15 protein-coding genes are annotated in these 15,428 nt (G+C 60.7%); 3 read left to right on the top strand and 12 right to left on the bottom strand.

Annotated elements, in window-relative coordinates:
• Positions 1-62 precede the first annotated feature (62 nt).
• Both ACW5XC_RS15375 and ettA read right to left on the bottom strand, forming a co-directional pair.
• Entirely contained in the window at positions 63-392 is a 330-nt protein-coding gene (locus ACW5XC_RS15375) for a hypothetical protein (protein WP_042054909.1), read from the bottom strand.
• A gap of 93 nt (positions 393-485) precedes the next feature.
• The gene (ettA, locus tag ACW5XC_RS15370; RefSeq protein ID WP_042054910.1) at positions 486-2,153 is read right to left on the bottom strand and encodes an energy-dependent translational throttle protein EttA; all 1,668 of its coding nucleotides are present in this window, start codon (positions 2,151-2,153) and stop codon (positions 486-488) included.
• Positions 2,154-2,395: 242 nt separating this feature from the next.
• Between ettA and ACW5XC_RS15365 the strand changes: the two genes are divergently transcribed.
• Together ACW5XC_RS15365 and ACW5XC_RS15360 are read left to right on the top strand one after the other, a co-directional pair.
• On the top strand, positions 2,396-2,971 hold the full coding sequence (locus ACW5XC_RS15365; protein ID WP_042054911.1) for a Crp/Fnr family transcriptional regulator: 576 nt from the start codon (positions 2,396-2,398) through the stop codon (positions 2,969-2,971).
• Positions 2,972-3,028: 57 nt separating this feature from the next.
• Complete coding sequence (locus tag ACW5XC_RS15360) at positions 3,029-3,592, top strand: YgjV family protein (protein ID WP_042054913.1); 564 nt, start codon at positions 3,029-3,031, stop codon at positions 3,590-3,592.
• A gap of 8 nt (positions 3,593-3,600) precedes the next feature.
• Here ACW5XC_RS15360 and ACW5XC_RS15355 read toward each other — a convergent pair whose 3' ends face one another.
• The 5 genes from ACW5XC_RS15355 to ACW5XC_RS15335 form a co-directional block, all read right to left on the bottom strand.
• Positions 3,601-4,455, bottom strand: coding sequence for a lytic transglycosylase domain-containing protein (locus ACW5XC_RS15355; RefSeq protein ID WP_042054914.1), 855 nt, complete (start codon positions 4,453-4,455; stop codon positions 3,601-3,603).
• Between the two features lie 155 nt (positions 4,456-4,610).
• Positions 4,611-4,799 (bottom strand): hypothetical protein, encoded by a 189-nt coding sequence (locus tag ACW5XC_RS15350; protein ID WP_042054915.1) that lies wholly within the window; start codon positions 4,797-4,799, stop codon positions 4,611-4,613.
• Positions 4,800-5,003: 204 nt separating this feature from the next.
• The gene (locus tag ACW5XC_RS15345; protein WP_042054917.1) at positions 5,004-5,609 is read right to left on the bottom strand and encodes a DUF2076 domain-containing protein; all 606 of its coding nucleotides are present in this window, start codon (positions 5,607-5,609) and stop codon (positions 5,004-5,006) included.
• Between the two features lie 109 nt (positions 5,610-5,718).
• Complete coding sequence (locus ACW5XC_RS15340; RefSeq protein WP_042054918.1) at positions 5,719-6,732, bottom strand: NAD-dependent epimerase; 1,014 nt, start codon at positions 6,730-6,732, stop codon at positions 5,719-5,721.
• Positions 6,729-8,108 carry a UDP-glucose dehydrogenase family protein gene (locus ACW5XC_RS15335; protein WP_042054919.1) on the bottom strand — a complete coding sequence of 460 codons (1,380 nt, stop codon included), beginning with the start codon at positions 8,106-8,108 and terminating at the stop codon, positions 6,729-6,731. The genes ACW5XC_RS15340 and ACW5XC_RS15335 overlap by 4 nt, the downstream gene beginning before the upstream one ends.
• Positions 8,109-8,351: 243 nt before the next feature.
• Here ACW5XC_RS15335 and ACW5XC_RS15330 point away from each other — a divergent pair, with 243 nt between their 5' ends.
• On the top strand, positions 8,352-8,963 hold the full coding sequence (locus ACW5XC_RS15330) for a YitT family protein (protein ID WP_005349421.1): 612 nt from the start codon (positions 8,352-8,354) through the stop codon (positions 8,961-8,963).
• Between the two features lie 101 nt (positions 8,964-9,064).
• On the opposite strand, the gene ACW5XC_RS15325 is transcribed toward ACW5XC_RS15330, so the two are convergent.
• From ACW5XC_RS15325 to ACW5XC_RS15305, 5 genes are all read right to left on the bottom strand, one after another.
• Entirely contained in the window at positions 9,065-10,111 is a 1,047-nt protein-coding gene (locus ACW5XC_RS15325) for an ABC transporter ATP-binding protein (protein ID WP_042054922.1), read from the bottom strand.
• Positions 10,108-11,166 (bottom strand): ABC transporter ATP-binding protein, encoded by a 1,059-nt coding sequence (locus tag ACW5XC_RS15320; protein ID WP_042054923.1) that lies wholly within the window; start codon positions 11,164-11,166, stop codon positions 10,108-10,110. The genes ACW5XC_RS15325 and ACW5XC_RS15320 overlap by 4 nt, the downstream gene beginning before the upstream one ends.
• Before the next feature lie 31 nt (positions 11,167-11,197).
• A complete protein-coding gene (locus tag ACW5XC_RS15315; RefSeq protein ID WP_042054924.1) occupies positions 11,198-13,015 on the bottom strand; it encodes an extracellular solute-binding protein in 1,818 nt (605 codons plus the stop codon).
• 149 nt (positions 13,016-13,164) lie between these two features.
• Positions 13,165-14,208 (bottom strand): ABC transporter permease, encoded by a 1,044-nt coding sequence (locus tag ACW5XC_RS15310; protein ID WP_013724081.1) that lies wholly within the window; start codon positions 14,206-14,208, stop codon positions 13,165-13,167.
• A 109-nt stretch (positions 14,209-14,317) separates the two neighbouring features.
• Positions 14,318-15,343, bottom strand: coding sequence for an ABC transporter permease subunit (locus ACW5XC_RS15305; RefSeq protein ID WP_031227629.1), 1,026 nt, complete (start codon positions 15,341-15,343; stop codon positions 14,318-14,320).
• Positions 15,344-15,428: the final 85 nt, after the last annotated feature.

Genomic DNA, 15,428 nt, shown 5'->3' with positions numbered 1-15,428 from the left:
GTTTGCTTTTTGAGCGTGAAAAAAGGTTCTCAGCAGAGAACCTTTTATCGAAAATTGGGGGCTTAAAGGGTCTTGAAGTAGCGCTCGACCAGCTGGGCCAGCACCGAGTCGAGCCGGTCTTGTACCTCACCCAGCTCGCGGCCGAAGCGGCGCAGAAAGAGGCTTGCCTGCTCTTCGGTCAGCTTGCGCCCCTCGATAAAGAACTCCTGCTCCGGTAGTTGCTTGTTGTAGCGGGGGATCAGCACCCAGCTCACCAGCTCGGGCTCCACGGCGGCAAAAATCTTGGCGGCAGCAGCACAGAAGGTCTCTATGTGCTCCTTGCCATCCGGCCCGAGGCAACCCGGTTCAACCCGGATCTGGATGGTGAGTTTTTTCTCTATGGGGGTCGTCATCGTGCTACATCCATGCAAAGGCATCCGTCTAGGATTGTAAGTCAAAAGGCAAGAGAAAGGGGAGCCGAAGCTCCCCTCAACACGCAGTCAGCCTTATTTGGCGATGCGCTTATATTTAGCGCGGTGCGGCTGGATCGCCTCGGCGCCGTAGGTCTTCTTCTTCCACTCTTCGTATTCGGTAAAGTTACCTTCGAAGAACTCGATCTTGCCCTCATCCTGATAGTCGAGGATGTGAGTGGCGATACGGTCGAGGAACCAGCGGTCGTGGGAGATGACCATGGCACAACCCGGGAACTCCAGCAGGGCGTTCTCGAGGGCGCGCAGGGTTTCGATATCCAGATCGTTGGTCGGTTCATCCAGCAGCAGCACGTTGCCGCCGGTCTGCAGCAGCTTGGCCAGATGCAGACGACCGCGCTCACCACCGGAGAGTTCGCCAACCCGCTTCTGCTGATCGGAACCCTTGAAGTTGAAGCGGCCGATATAGGCGCGGCTCGGGAACTCGTAGTTGCCGATGCGCAGGATATCCTGACCGTCAGCGACCTCTTCGAATACCGTCTTCTTGTCATCCATGCTGTCGCGGAACTGATCGACAGAGGCCAGTACCACGGTTTCACCCAGGGTGATGGAGCCGGAATCCGGCTGTTCCTGACCCGACATCATGCGGAACAGGGTCGACTTACCGGCACCGTTCGGGCCGATGATGCCGACGATGGCACCCTTCGGAATGGCAAACGACAGATCGTCGATCAGTACACGATCACCGTAGGATTTGCGCAGGTTGGCCACTTCAACCACCTTGTCGCCGAGGCGCGGTCCGGGCGGGATGAACAGCTCGTTGGTCTCGTTGCGCTTCTGGTAGTCGTTGGTGTTGAGCTCTTCGAAGCGAGCCATACGGGCCTTGGACTTGGCCTGACGGCCTTTCGGGTTTTGACGAACCCACTCCAGCTCTTTCTCGATGGACTTGCGACGGGCAGCTTCGGAACTTGCTTCCTGCGCCAGACGGGCGTCCTTCTGCTCCAGCCAGGAGGAGTAGTTGCCTTCCCACGGGATACCTTCGCCGCGGTCCAGCTCCAGGATCCAGCCCGCCACGTTGTCGAGGAAGTAACGGTCGTGGGTGATGGCTACGACCGTGCCTTCGTAGTCGTGCAGGAAGCGCTCGAGCCAGGCCACGGATTCCGCATCCAGGTGGTTGGTCGGTTCGTCCAGCAGCAGCATGTCCGGCTTTTCCAGCAGCAGACGGCAGAGTGCCACACGGCGGCGCTCACCACCGGAGAGGTGCTTGATCTTGGCATCCCAAGCTGGCAGGCGCAGGGCATCGGCCGCACGCTCCAGCTGGTTTTCCATGTTGTGGCCGCCCTGGGCCTGGATGATGGCCTCCAGCTCGCCCTGTTCGCGGGCCAGCTTGTCAAAGTCGGCATCCGGGTCGGCGTAGGCCGCATAGACCTCGTCCAGACGGGCCATGGCGCGCTTCACCTCGCCAACGGCCTCTTCGACCGCTTCGCGTACGGTCTGCTCCGGCTCCAGCTTCGGCTCCTGCGGCAGGTAGCCGATCTTGATGCCGGGCTGTGGACGGGCTTCCCCTTCGATCTCGGTATCGATGCCCGCCATGATGCGCAGCAGGGTCGATTTACCGGCGCCGTTCAGACCCAGCACGCCAATCTTGGCGCCCGGGAAGAAGCTCAAGGAGATGTTCTTGAGAATATGACGCTTGGGCGGCACTACCTTGCCGACCCGGTTCATGGTGTAAATAAATTGAGCCATTGGCTAATTCTCTTCCTTTTCAGCAGGTTAATGTCTTGGCATTAACAGACTGATGTCGTGGTGGGGCCAGGTCGACACAGGTCAACCGGGTTCCAAAAAACCCGTCGATTGTAAACCAACGGACGAGGGGGGGCAAAGGTGGCACCCGGCTATGTCCCCCCTTTGCCGCAGCGGTCACGCCTTGCTGCATCAGCCGTGCAATTTGGGCATGATGTGGGCTGCCGTTTTGTTCCGGAGCCGTCATGAACCCATCTCCTCAAGCCCCCTCACTGGCCGACTTTCTCTGCACAATGGGATTGGACGCCGCGCTGAGTGAAGCTCTCTGCCAGCGCTTGCCACGGCAGACGCTGCGCGCCGGTCAGGCACTGTTGGCGCAAGGGGCAGGGCAGGAAGCTGCCTTCTATATCGAAGCGGGCATCGCTCGCGCCTGCCACTACACCCGGGACGGACAGGAGCGCTGCAAGGAGTTCTACTTCGAGGGGGAACTCTGCCTGCTCTATGACAGCTGGCTCACGGGATCGATCGCCCGCTATCAGCTGGAGGCGCTGACGGAGTTGCAGGTGGTGCGGGTGCCGCTCACCCTGCTGGATGAGCTCGCTTGGCAGCCGGTTTGCATGGCCCTGCTACGCCTGCAGCTCGGTTACAAGGAGCGCAAGGAGGCGTTTTTGCTGCTTCACTCTCCCGAGGAGCGTTATCGGGAGCTCTGCCACACCTTCCCTCACTGGCCTGCGCGGCTCACTCAGGTGCAGCTCGCCAACTATATCGGTATCAGTCCGGTCACTCTGTCACGGATCCGCAGGCGCATTAACACGGGTTAATGCCGCTCTCCGACCATCCCCTCAAGCTGCGCCATCCAAATGACGGATGAGGTGTGGATGATGTCGCTGTTTCTGTGGTCGCAGCTGGTGGTGAGCCTGGCCTTGTTGCTCGATCTGTTGTCGTTTCAGTTGCGGGATCGCCGCAGGATCCTGGCCTGTCTGGCCCTCTCCTGCGCCCTCAATGCCGGTCACTTTGCCCTGCTCGGGCAGTGGTCGGCCGCCAGCCTGTTGCTGCTAGCCAGTATGCGCTTTGTTGTGAGTATCTGGCTGGTTCGCCGCATCTTGATGTGGTTTTTCATGGGGTTGGCCTGTGCGGCTGCGCTGGCGACCTATCAGGGCCTGCTCTCATGGATCGGGCTGCTGGCGAGCCTGCTGCAAACCCGGGCGGCCTTCTGCCAGGATGATCGCCTGCTGCGGCGCTGGATGCTGCTCGGCACCCTCTGTTGGTTGGCCAACAACTTGCTGGTGGGTTCACCGGTGGCAGCGCTGATGGAGGGGCTGTTTCTGGTCAGCAATCTGGTGGGTTACTACCGCCACTATGGCTTCTATTATTGGGGCCGTGGCCGCCACAGTGGCCGCAGAAAGAGGCGCGTGCCGCCTTCCGATCGGGCGAGCTCCTGATTTTCCGCTCAGGGCTGCTTGTGGCCAGCGAAGTAGAGCACCCGTTTCACATACTCCCGGGTCTCGTCATAGGGCGGGATCCCGCCATAGCGCTCCACCGCTTTTTCCCCGGCATTGTAGGCCGCCGAGATCAGTACCCAGTCGCCATCGAAGCGGCGATCCAGCCACTTGAGATAACTGACGCCTCCCTTGATGTTCTGTGCCGGATCAAAGGGGTGAGTGACACCAAACCGCTGCTGGGTTTCGGGGATCAGCTGCATCAGCCCCTGAGCATTCTTGGGTGAAACGGCACGGCTGTTGAGATTGGATTCGGCGATGGCAATCGCCAGCACCAGCCGGGCATCCACCTTATGGTGTTTGGCGGCGTGGCGCAGCATGGTGACCAGCTTTTGCTTGGCAGGAGGCTGGCGGGCAACCCAGGTGTCGACATTGAAGGGGGTGGAGGGGAGCCCGGCCAGATAGCCACCCTGACCGCCACGGATCCCGATGCCGCACTGATCACCTATGGGGGCATTGCCGATGCGAGCGTTGTAGTAGCGGGCAGCCTGTCGGTTACCAAGGCGCATTGCCATGGCGAGGTAGCTGTTGGCCAGCTTGGCGCTGCGTATCGAGGTGGGGCCGGTGGCGAGCAGGCGGCCGATCCGGAAATAACCTTCGGGATTGCCGGTGCTGGCGGCTACGCAGTAGAGGGCTATCGCCTTTTGCAGATTGCCGCTGTGCTGGGCTGCTTGCCCCTGCCTGAGCGCCGTCATTGCCCTGGGGGCTTGTCTGAAATCCCTGCCCTGTGCCGTCTGCGGAATGCCCGCCAGTAGCGACGACAAAAAAAGCAGCAAAAACAGTCCGTTTTCGCTGATCTTCCCCATCGTTTATCTCCTGCTTGAGTAGAGAAGATATAGAGGAACATGGCTGCCATCGCCATGAAAGCAGTGGATCCTGTTGTTATAGCGGGGGGATTTCAGAGAGCAAAATGGTATGGAACTAACGGCATTGCGAGAGTTTCACACCATTTTTCATCCGGTTAGAAGTCGTGGTGATACTCCTGCTCATCCAGCACGGCGGGAGGAAGCGTGCGATAGAAGCTGCCAATTTCACTGACAACCCAGAGCGAAAGCAGGGCCAGCAGGCTGAGCAGGGGAAGCAGAGAGTGGCTCTGGGTCAGGGCATAGGCCGCAATGGCGGCACCGGTCAAAAGCAGGGTTCGGATCATGAGGTGGCTCCTTGTCGTCATGGGGGTGTTGCGTGGCCACGGACAGAGCGCCTGGGGTCGGGAGTTGTTCCCGGGTGGCACGAAGCGCGCTGAGTATATCGCGTCATGCCGCTGCCGATCCGTGGTGTCATCACACTTTCCATAGTCATGGGTTTCGTATCGAGTTGAGCCCCGCCAGATGCGGGGCCAGTAATGGTTTGACGGTCAGAAGAAACCGCCGTTGTTATCGTCACTGTCGGCCCAGCCGCCACTCAGGTTATCGTCGTCGAGAAAACTGCTGCCAACATCGGGAGGTGAATCCCAGCCGTCCCAGCGTACCGGTTCCGCATCGACCGGATTGGCGATGGGCGCTGGCTCTATTATGTCGATGATCTCCTCGGGCCGGTTGCTGTGAAACAGTCCGCCGATCATATCGGCCAGCATCACGCCACCGGCAACCCCGGCTACGGTTTGCAGGGCGCCCCCTAAAAAGGAGCTGGCACGGGACGCGGGCTGGGCAGGCGCGGTTGCCGGTGGCGGCGTAAAGCGCGGGGGCGTGCTGCTCTCGCTACCAAACAGGCCGGAGAGAAAACTGCCGCCGCTCGAACTGTTCTGGCTGGCCTCCAGCTCCTTGACTCGATCGTTGAGGCGGGTAAGGGCTGCCTGCTGAATTAGCAGCGCCTGGGCCATGTAGTAGGGGGCATCGGGCTGCTGGGCCAGATGCTGGCGGATCAGCTGATCCGCTTGTGGGTCTCGCTTGCTATCCCTGGCTTGCGCTTGCTTGAGGCGGTCGAACAGTCCATCGATCAGACCCTGTTCCTGTGATTGCATCTCAAATCCTCGCTATGGTGCGCAGACAGTGCGTTCAGCCATCCTAAAACCCGCGGGGCATCAGTGGTATCTGATTAACTCATCAATGACCGAGGGGCTACCGCGCTCGTCAGCGGGCGGGCCGGTAGTAGTCGAGATACCAGCGGACAAACTCGGCAACACCTTGCTTGAGGGGCGTAGCGGGGCGCAGGCCGGTGAGGGTGTGTAGCGGTTCGCTGTCGGCCCAGGTGGTGTGCATGTCACCTGCCTGCATCGGCAGCATCCGCTTGATGGCGGGCTTGCCGATGGCCTCTTCCAGTGCCTCGATAAAATCGAGCAGCCGCACCGGCTGGCCGTTGCCGATATTGAGGATGCGGTAGGGAGCTGCGCTCTCGGCCGCGCTCTGCTCGCTGGCGTGCCAATCGGAATTGGGGCGGGGCGGCTGGTCGGCCACGGCGAGGATCCCCGCGACTATATCGTCGATAAAGGTGAAGTCGCGGCTGAGATTGCCGTGGTTGTACACGTCGATAGGCTCACCCGCGAGGATGGCGCGGGTGAACTTGATGATGGCCATGTCGGGCCGACCCCAGGGGCCGTAGACGGTAAAGAAGCGCAGCCCTGTGGTGGGCAGGCCATAGAGCGCCGAATAGGCGTGGGCCATCAGCTCGCCGCTCTTTTTGGTCGCAGCGTAGAGGGAGACCGGGTGATCCACCTGCTGCGCGGTGGAGTAGGGCATCTGATCCCCCATGCCATAGACCGAGCTGGAGGAGGCGTAGATGAGGTGCTGAATCCCGTGGTGACGACACCCCTCCAGCACCGTCAGCATGCCGGTGAGGTTGCTGTCGGCATAGGCGAACGGATTGTCGATGGAGTAGCGCACCCCCGCTTGCGCCCCCAGATGGAGCACCCGCTCGAAACCGTGGCTGGCAAACAGGGTCGCCATCGCCTCGCGATCTGCCAGATCAAGCCGCTCGAAGCGAAAATTGGGGAAACTGGCAAGTTGGGCAAGCCGCGCCTCTTTCAGACTCACCTCGTAGTAGTCGTTGAGGTTGTCGATCCCCACCACCCGATGGCCTGCGGCGCACAGCTTGCTGGCCACATGAAAACCGATAAAACCGGCGACGCCGGTAACCAGATAGATCATGGTTGAGTCTCCGGGTTGCAGCTGGTGTTGGCAGGCTGCTTTTTGGCGGGAAGATGTGGCCGCCCGATGGCGTGATAGTCAAACCCGAGTTCGCTGAGCTGGCGCGGGTCATAGAGGTTGCGGCCATCGATGATAACGTGCTGGTTGAGCAAGGCTTTCAACTGCTGGAAATCGGGGGCGCGAAACGCCTGCCACTCGGTGCAGATGAGCAGGGCATCAGCCCCTTCCAGCGCAGATTCCTGAGTGGGGCAGAGCAGCAGATCCGGCCGCTGGCCGTAGATCTGGCGGGCACGCCCCATCGCCTTGGGATCAAAGGCCTGCACCCGGCCACCGGCAGCCCAGATGGCTGCCAGCAGCGGGCGGCTCGGCGCATCGCGCATATCGTCGGTGCCGGGTTTGAACGCCAGCCCCCACAGGGCGAAGGTGCGGCCGCGCAGATCCGGGCCAAAGCGGGTCTGCAGGGTTTGCGCCATCTTCTGTTGCTGGCGCAGGTTGACCTGCGCGACCGCCGCTAAAAGCGGGGCGTCGCAGCCGACACTCGCCGCGGTATGGCGCAAAGACTTGATATCTTTGGGGAAGCAGGAGCCGCCGTAGCCGCAGCCCGGGTAGATAAAGTGGTAACCGATGCGGGGATCGGCTCCCATCCCCTGACGCACCGCCTCGATATCGGCCCCCAGCTGCTCGGCGAGGGCTGCCATCTCGTTCATAAAGGAGATCTTGGTGGCCAGCATGGCGTTGGCGGCGTACTTGGTGAGCTCGGCGCTGCGCAGATCCATCACCACGATCCGGTCGTGATTGCGGTTGAAGGGGGCGTAGAGGGCGCGCAACTGCTCAAGTGCCCGCTCACTGTCACAGCCGATGATGATGCGATCCGGCCGCATGCAGTCGTTGACCGCCGCTCCCTCCTTGAGAAACTCGGGGTTGGCCGCCACCTCGCAGGCGAGAGTCAGCCCACGTTCGGCCAACTGTAGCTCAATGTGTTCCCTTACTTGCTGCGTTGTGCCGACCGGTACTGTGCTCTTGGTCACCACCAACTTGGGGCGGCTCATCAGTCGGCCTATGGTGTCGGCCACCGTCAGCACATGTTGCAGATCGGCCGAGCCATCCTCGTCAGCCGGGGTGCCCACGGCGATCAGCAGCAGGTCGGCGTGTGCCACGGCAATGGCGGGATCGACCGTGAAGCTCAGGCGGCCGCAGGCAAGATGGCTCTCGACCAGCGTGGCCAGCCCCGGCTCGTAGAAGGGGATCTGCCCCAGCCTGAGGGCGGCGATCCGCTCGTCATCCACATCCACGCAGCAGACCTGATGGCCCACCTCGGCCAGAACGGCGGCCTGCACCAGCCCGACATAGCCTGTGCCAAAAATGGTGACTTTCATGAAAAGTGCCTCGTGCTGTGAATGGGGGGATGGCGCGCTTAAACCGCGGCATGCTGCATCTTGGTGCAGCGAGTGTCAATGTCAGATGACAGGCACCAGAATGGGGCGTTCAGCCTGACTGTTGTGATCCTTTTCACAAAAAATAGACTGGATCCCATAACGAAGCCCTGTGGACAGGGCTCGCAGCCCGCCCGCAACGGCAGGCGACAGACACTCTCTCTTTACTTCGCTTGGATACAGGTTATGGACAACACCTCGATTCGCACTGCCCATCCTATTTATGAGGATGTGCTGGCCCTGCTGACGGCGGCCGGCTTTGTTTCCCTCGGCATCTTTCTGTTTCATCAGGTTGGTCTGCTCACTGGCGGCACCGCCGGGCTGGCGCTGCTGCTGCAAAAGGTGACCGGCATCAGCTTCGGCCTGCTCTTCTTCGGCATAAACCTGCCCTTCTATGCGCTGGCATGGCTGCGGATGGGGCCACGTTTTACCTTCAACACCTTTGTCTCGGTGGCGGCAGTCTCCTACATGACCGATCACCTCAACGGGGTGTTGCAGATCGGCAAGATAGAGCCCCTCTATGCGGCGCTGATCGGCGGCACCCTGATCGGCATGGGGCTGCTCATCATGTTTCGCCACAAGTCGAGTCTGGGGGGCTTCAACATACTGGCGCTCTTTATTCAGGATCGCTTTGGCATCCGGGCGGGCAAGCTGCAGATGGGGCTCGATTGCGCCATTGTTGTTGCCTCGTTTTTCGTGGTGCAGCCCTGGATCCTGGCGCTCTCCATCGTGGCGGCGGTTATCTGTAATCTGGTGTTGACACTCAACCACAAGCCGGGCCGTTACCAGATTGCCTGACAAGCTGCGGCAGTGGCTCGATAAGACAAGAGTGACCCGATAGTACGAGGCGGCCTGATGGCCGCCTCGTCTGTTTCTACCCTGGGGTTTGTTCGCTGCGCCTAGCTTGCCTGCTCCAGCCTGCTGTCGCCGCTCATGGCGTTGCCACTGATGGCGCTGCCGCTGATAGCGTGACCACCGACGGCGAGCGGGGTGTGGCAGGCCACCTGATGATGGGCATCATCACACGCCTCAAGCTTGGGCGCCTTGCTTTTGCACAACTCGGTCGCATGGGGGCAGCGCTGGTGGAAGTGGCAGCCGCTTGGCGGCGAGATGGGGGAGGGCACATCGCCGGTCAGCAGAATGCGCTGGCTGCGCCTGCGCGGGTCCGGTACCGGAATGGCAGAGATCAGCGCCTGGGTGTAAGGGTGGCGCGGCGCCAGATAGAGCGACTGGGCATCCGCCAGTTCGACGATCCGTCCCAGATACATCACCGCGATGCGATCCGAGATGTGTTTGACCACCGACAGATCGTGGGCGATGAAGATGATGGAGAGGTTCATCTCCCGCTGCAGGCTGAGCAGCAGGTTGACGATCTGCGACTGCACCGAGACATCGAGGGCCGAGACTGCCTCGTCGCACACCAGCAGCTTGGGCTTGAGGGCGATGGCGCGGGCGATGCCGATCCGCTGGCGCTGACCGCCGGAAAACTCGTGGGGGTAGCGATCCACCGCGCTGCCCGGCAGGCCCACTTTCGCCAGCAACTCCTGCACCCAGCCGCGGCGCTGCTCAGTGTTGCCTTTACCGTGGATGATAAAGGGCTCCTCCAGGATCTGACCCACGGTGTGGCGGCAGTTGAGGGATTCTGCAGGATCCTGAAACACCATCTGCATCTCCTGGCGCAGGGAGCGCATCTCCTTCGGGCTGAGGGCGGTGATATCGCGCCCCTCGAAGGTGATGGTGCCCGCGGTCGGCTCGAACAGCTTGAGCAGGCTGCGCCCGAGGGTGGACTTGCCGCAGCCCGACTCACCCACCAGCCCCAGCGTCTCCCCCTGCTTGAGATCGAAGCTGATGCCATCCACCGCATGAACCGTATATTGCTTGCGCAGGAAACCGCCTCCCAGCCGGAAATGCTGTTTTAGATCCCTGACCGATAACAGAGTGCTCATGGGGTCAACTCCTTCCAGTAGTGACAGGCGACATGGTGGCGCGGATTGCGTTGCTCCACCGCCGGAATGGCGCTGATGCAGAGATCGGTCGCATGGGGGCAGCGGTTGGAGAAGCGGCAGCCAGCGGGCATCTCGTGCAGGGCTGGCACCTGTCCCTTGATGGTCTTGAGCAGGCTCTTGGGCTCATCCTCGAGGCGCGGGATCGAGCTCATCAAGCCGTGGGTATAGGGATGACGGGGATGGTCAAACAGTTCGAACACATCGGCCTGCTCTACCGCCCGCCCGGCATACATCACCACCACCTCGTCGCACAGCTCTGCAACCACCCCCAGATCGTGGGTGATAAAGATGATGGCCATCCCGGTCTGGGCCTGCAGCTCTTTCATCAGTTCGAGTATCTGGGCCTGAATGGTGACATCCAGCGCCGTGGTCGGCTCATCGCAGATAAGCAAGGAAGGCTCGCAGGAGAGCGCCATGGCGATCATCACCCGCTGGCGCATACCGCCGGAGAGGTTGTGGGGATAGACCGCAAAGCGCTGGGCCGGTTCCGGGATCCCCACCTTCTGCAGCATGGCAATGGCCGCGGCTTTGCGCTGGGCCTTGTCATACTCGGGGCGATGGAGGCGAAACACCTCCATCAGCTGCTCACCGACCGTCTGCACCGGGTTGAGGGCCGTCATCGGCTCCTGAAAGATCATCGAGATGCGGTTGCCGCGCACCTTGTACATCTGATCCGGCGCAAGCGACAGCAGCTCCTCCCCCTGAAAGCGGATGGAGCCTGCTACCACCTGACCGTGGGGTTTGGGCAAGAGCCCCATGATGGCGAGTGAAGTGACACTCTTGCCACAGCCGGACTCGCCGACGATCCCCAGCGTCTGACCCGGGGCCACCTTGAAGCTGACCCCGTCGAGCACCTTGATCTTGCCGTCATCGACGGCGAACTCCACCTCGAGATCGCGTACTTCGAGGATTGGGGCCTGGTGCTGGCCGTTATCAACGGCGAACTCCCCCCCGTTATCCGGTACGTCAAGAATGGGGGCCTGAGTGTTGGGCATAACGGCTGCTCCCTTCGCAATGGCCTGAATATCAATGACGTGCATAGGTCTTGTCGAGCAGGTTGATGGGCGCCAGCGCCTCCCCTGCCTCCTTGGCGTTGCGGGTCTCTTCCTTCACCTTGGGATCGAGCCAGAGCAGACCGCCACTACTGTGAGGATAACCGTCCATCGGCCAGTAGAGCAGATCCGGCGTGTTCTTGGTGGCAGGCACCTCCGGCAGCATCACATAACGCCAGCTGCTGGCCCGCACATAGTTGAGCTGCACCCCGGGCACGAAGATGGCGAGGTCATAGATGCGCTGCTGGATCTGCTGGGAGAGCTTGGCCCGTTTGGCCATGTCGAATTCGACGTTGTAGGCATCGATCAGCGCGTCCAGCTCCTTGTCAGCCACGTTGAACAGGTTGTTGGTCTGCGGTTTGTTGGCGTTGGCGGAGTGGAAAAACTCCCAATATTGCGGATAGAGACCGCCGCCGCCCCAACCGAGCCAGGCCGCTTCGTGTTTCTTCTCCAGCATCACCTTGAAGCCGGTGGCGCCATCCACTAGGTTAAGCTCCAGATCGAGACCCGCCTTCTTGGCCTCCTCTTTCAGCACGGTCAGGCGCTTGGAGTGCTCCTGACTGGTGTAGGTGAGTGCCAGCGTCAGCCGCTCCCCCTTCTCATTTTGCAGGATGCCGTCCGGCCCCGGCTTGTTGTAGCCGCCCTTGGCAAAGTACTCCCGCGCCTTGCCAATGTCATAAGCCCGCTCCGGCAGCGTGATGTCAGTGAACTCGCCAAAGCCCGAGTCGAAGGTGGTGGCTCTGTCATAGTCGCCGCGCAGCACGGTCTCGATCATCTTGTCGATGTTGAAGGCGTGCTGGATGCCGAGGCGTACGTTTACGTCCGCCAGCTTGGGGTTGGCCACATTGAGGTGAACCCCCTGACCGCCCTGTTTGGTATCGGTCATGGCCATTACCTTCTGCACGTAGCCTTTTTTGTACTCCGGGGTGACCGCTTTTTCATGCCACCAGTTGGGCAGGATCATCTCGAAGGTATCGATCTCCCCTTTCAGGAAGTGGCGGAAGGCGATGTTATGGTCGCGGATCACCTGCACCTTGATGGTGTCGATGTTGAATCTGTGCTGGTTGTAGCGATCATCCTTTGCCCACCAATCCTTCTGCTTGCTGAAGGTAACCGACTTGCCCTTCTTGACGTCGCTGATCACGTAGGGACCTGTGGTGGGCACCACGGCCCAGTTGTATTGCTTCACCCAGTTGGGGGTCAGCTTGTAGTAGTGCTTGGGCTGGGGCCACAGCTCGGTAGTGTTGAGCAGGTCCATCTTGGCCTTGCGGTTGCCCGCTTTGACCATAATGGTGTGATCATCGATCTTCTCTACCGCGACCACTTCAGTGGTGTAGTAGTTGTTGAACCAGGGCCCCTTGATGTGTTTGGAGCGCATCATCTCGTAGCCGAAGGTGTAGTCGTCAGCATTGACCGGCTTGCCATCTGACCATTTGGCTCGCGGATCCAGCTTGAAGTAGACGGTCTGGCTGTCTGGCGCGATGGCCCAGTGGGTCGCGAGCGAGGGGATGGGGTTGCCGGTATTGGGGTGGAAGCTGATGAGCCGCAACTGGTTATCGAGAATAAAGGAGCGGAACGATCCGTTGGAGTCAGGCCCCACGGTGCGAAACGTCAGCGGAAAGCTCTCCACAAACATATTGAGGCTGCCGCCCGGTAGTGCCTTGGGGGAGGCGAACACCGGATCCGTGTCGTTGGTCTCCCATTTGAGATCCGCGGGCAGGCTGGCCGCCCAGACCCAGGATCCGTTTACCAGCACAAAAAGAGCACCTATCCATTTGATTTTATTTTTCATGTTTGACTTCCAGGTCTGGCCCCTGCACTGGGGGTCTTGATTGATAACGGGATTATCCCTTGCTCCCGGGACCGCCGATGGCGGTGGCCCGTCCTTCATTCATCACTGTTCGTTACCCGGCGCCAGCCGATGCGCTGGCATCGGCTGGCTCATTGGTAACGGGTAAATTTGCGCGGATCAAACGCCTCGCGGATTGCCTCGCCGATAAAGGAGACCATGATCAGCACCAGACTCACCGCTGCCACCACTGAGCTGACGATCCAGATGGCATCCAGATTGTTGATGCCCTGGGAGAGCAGCTCCCCCCAGCTCGGGGTCGGCGGAGCCAGCCCGAAGCCCAGATAGTCGAGCGCCGTCAGGGTGGAGATATTGCCCACCACGGCGAACGGCGCCAGGGTGACGATCATCATCAGGGTGTTGGGCAGGATGTGGTTGAAGATGATCCGCCCGGTGGTCGCCCCTTGCGCCCGCGCCGCCATCACATAGTCCCGTGCCCGCTCCTTGTAGGTGAGGGTGCGCATATACCAGGTGATCCCCATCCAGCCGAACAGCACGTTGATGGCGACAAACAGGCCGAAGTTGGGCTTGGCCAGCGACACCAGGATCATGATGACGTAGAGAAATGGCACCTGGGACCAGATCTCGATAAAGCGTTGCAGGATGAGGTCGAAGCGGCCGCCGAGAAAGCCCATGAGACAGCCGATTGTTACCCCGATGGCGTAACTGGCCGCCAGCGCGATAAAGGCAAAGCCGATGGCAATGCGAAAGCCGTAAACCAGCCGCGCCAGCACGTCGCGGCCGCTGGTGTCGGTGCCGAGGAAGTGGCGCTCGGCCGCGCTGGGGGCGTAAGGCGGGTAGGCATCCTCCTTGAAATCCTGCTCGTAGGGGTTCCAGGGCACCGGCGGCAGCAGTACCCAGTCGCCCTGGCCCTCTGCGGCAAACTTGGCCTTGAGCTGGCGGTAGTTGGTTTCGTACTCGTAATCGAGCCCGAACTGCTGACCGGGGATCACATCGCCATAGGTGGGGAAGTGCAGCTGGCCCTGATAGCTCACCATCAGTGCCCGGCTGTTGACCAGCAGCTCCGCCAGCAGGGAGAGCAGCACCAGGGTGGTGAAGATGATGAAGGAGTAGTAACCGCGCTTGATCGACTTGAAGCGCTTGAGTTTTTTCAAGGTAACCGGATTGAGCTTCATGGTCAGTCTCCAAACCGCACGCGGGGGTCAACAGAAGGTGCAACGCAGATATCGGAGACGATATGGCGTGATATCAGCATCGGCATGGCAATAGAGGTCTGGTTCATGGTCAATCTCCAAACCGCACGCGGGGATCAACCAGGGCAACGCAGATATCGGAGACGATATTGCCAATCAGCATCAGCATGGAGGTGATGGCCAGAATGCCCATGACGGTGGGGTAATCCCGCTCGACGATCGCCTCGTAACCGAGCAGGCCGATGCCGTCGATGTTGAAGATGGTCTCGATGAGGAAAGAGCCGCCAAAAAAAACAGTGAGCACAGACCCCAGGTGACTGGCGATGGGGATCAGGCTGTTGCGCATCGCGTGGTCGGTGACCGCCTTGCGAAACGGCAGTCCCTTGGCCACGGCGGTACGCACATAATCGGCCGACAGGTTCTCCATCAGGCTGTTTTTCATGGTCATGGTGAGGATGGCGAAATCGCCGATGGCGTAGGCGATAAGCGGCAGCAGGGCGTGGGCAAAGACAGTGCGGATTTGATCCCAGCTGCTCTCCATGTACTCAAAGTCGTCTCCCGGAAAACCGCCCATCGGCAGCCACTCCAGATGGAAGGCGAAGACGGTGATGAGGAAGATCCCCACCACATAGGCGGGCAGGGCATAGGCCATGTAGATAAGCATGGAGCTCAACGAGTCGAAGCGGCTGTTGTGCCTGAGCGCCTTCGCCACCCCGAGCGGAATGGAGACCGCATAGCTCAGCAGAAAGGTTGCCAGCCCGAAGAAGGCGGTAACGGGGAGCCGCTCCTTGATGAGATCCCACACCGGTTCGTAGTAGCGGGTCGATTCGCCCAGATCCAGCACCGCCAGCTTCTGCAGCCACTCCCAGTAGGCGACCAGCATCGGTTTGTCGAGGCCATAGAAGGCCTTGAGCTCCTCGATCTGTTCATCGGAGAGGGCCTGCGCCCCCTTGCTGCCGCTGGAGCGGCCAGATTCATTCTGGGAAACCTGGGCTTGCAGCAGCATGCGTTCGACCGGACCGCCCGGCACGAAACGGGTGATGGTGAAGACGAGCAGGGTGATACCGAGAAACGTCGGGATGATCAAAAGCATCCGGCGTAGGAAATACGACAGCATGGTGGAACCTCGTCCTTGTTGTTCTTTTTTGCGGCCAGTCAAATCCGGTGACGGGCCTGTCCTTCCTGGCATTACGCGCTGGATT

Source organism: Aeromonas sp. 25-AL00135, from assembly GCF_054052385.1.
Note: the sequence above shows the minus strand (reverse complement) of the source record. Positions and strands in the feature narration are given on the sequence as shown.

Excerpts from the sequence above, each read along its gene's own strand:
- ACW5XC_RS15350 (WP_042054915.1), bottom strand. The coding sequence starts at position 4,799 with ATGATCCGAACCCTGCTTTTGACCGGTGCCGCCATTGCGGCCTATGCC.
- ACW5XC_RS15315 (WP_042054924.1), bottom strand. The coding sequence starts at position 13,015 with ATGAAAAATAAAATCAAATGGATAGGTGCTCTTTTTGTGCTGGTAAAC.
- ACW5XC_RS15365 (WP_042054911.1), top strand. The coding sequence starts at position 2,396 with ATGAACCCATCTCCTCAAGCCCCCTCACTGGCCGACTTTCTCTGCACA.
- ACW5XC_RS15325 (WP_042054922.1), bottom strand. The coding sequence starts at position 10,111 with ATGAGCACTCTGTTATCGGTCAGGGATCTAAAACAGCATTTCCGGCTG.
- ACW5XC_RS15305 (WP_031227629.1), bottom strand. The coding sequence starts at position 15,343 with ATGCTGTCGTATTTCCTACGCCGGATGCTTTTGATCATCCCGACGTTT.
- ACW5XC_RS15375 (WP_042054909.1), bottom strand. The coding sequence starts at position 392 with ATGACGACCCCCATAGAGAAAAAACTCACCATCCAGATCCGGGTTGAA.
- ACW5XC_RS15310 (WP_013724081.1), bottom strand. The coding sequence starts at position 14,208 with ATGAAGCTCAATCCGGTTACCTTGAAAAAACTCAAGCGCTTCAAGTCG.
- ettA (WP_042054910.1), bottom strand. The coding sequence starts at position 2,153 with ATGGCTCAATTTATTTACACCATGAACCGGGTCGGCAAGGTAGTGCCG.
- ACW5XC_RS15355 (WP_042054914.1), bottom strand. The coding sequence starts at position 4,455 with ATGGGGAAGATCAGCGAAAACGGACTGTTTTTGCTGCTTTTTTTGTCG.
- ACW5XC_RS15335 (WP_042054919.1), bottom strand. The coding sequence starts at position 8,108 with ATGAAAGTCACCATTTTTGGCACAGGCTATGTCGGGCTGGTGCAGGCC.
- ACW5XC_RS15360 (WP_042054913.1), top strand. The coding sequence starts at position 3,029 with ATGATGTCGCTGTTTCTGTGGTCGCAGCTGGTGGTGAGCCTGGCCTTG.
- ACW5XC_RS15330 (WP_005349421.1), top strand. The coding sequence starts at position 8,352 with ATGGACAACACCTCGATTCGCACTGCCCATCCTATTTATGAGGATGTG.
- ACW5XC_RS15340 (WP_042054918.1), bottom strand. The coding sequence starts at position 6,732 with ATGATCTATCTGGTTACCGGCGTCGCCGGTTTTATCGGTTTTCATGTG.
- ACW5XC_RS15345 (WP_042054917.1), bottom strand. The coding sequence starts at position 5,609 with ATGCAATCACAGGAACAGGGTCTGATCGATGGACTGTTCGACCGCCTC.
- ACW5XC_RS15320 (WP_042054923.1), bottom strand. The coding sequence starts at position 11,166 with ATGCCCAACACTCAGGCCCCCATTCTTGACGTACCGGATAACGGGGGG.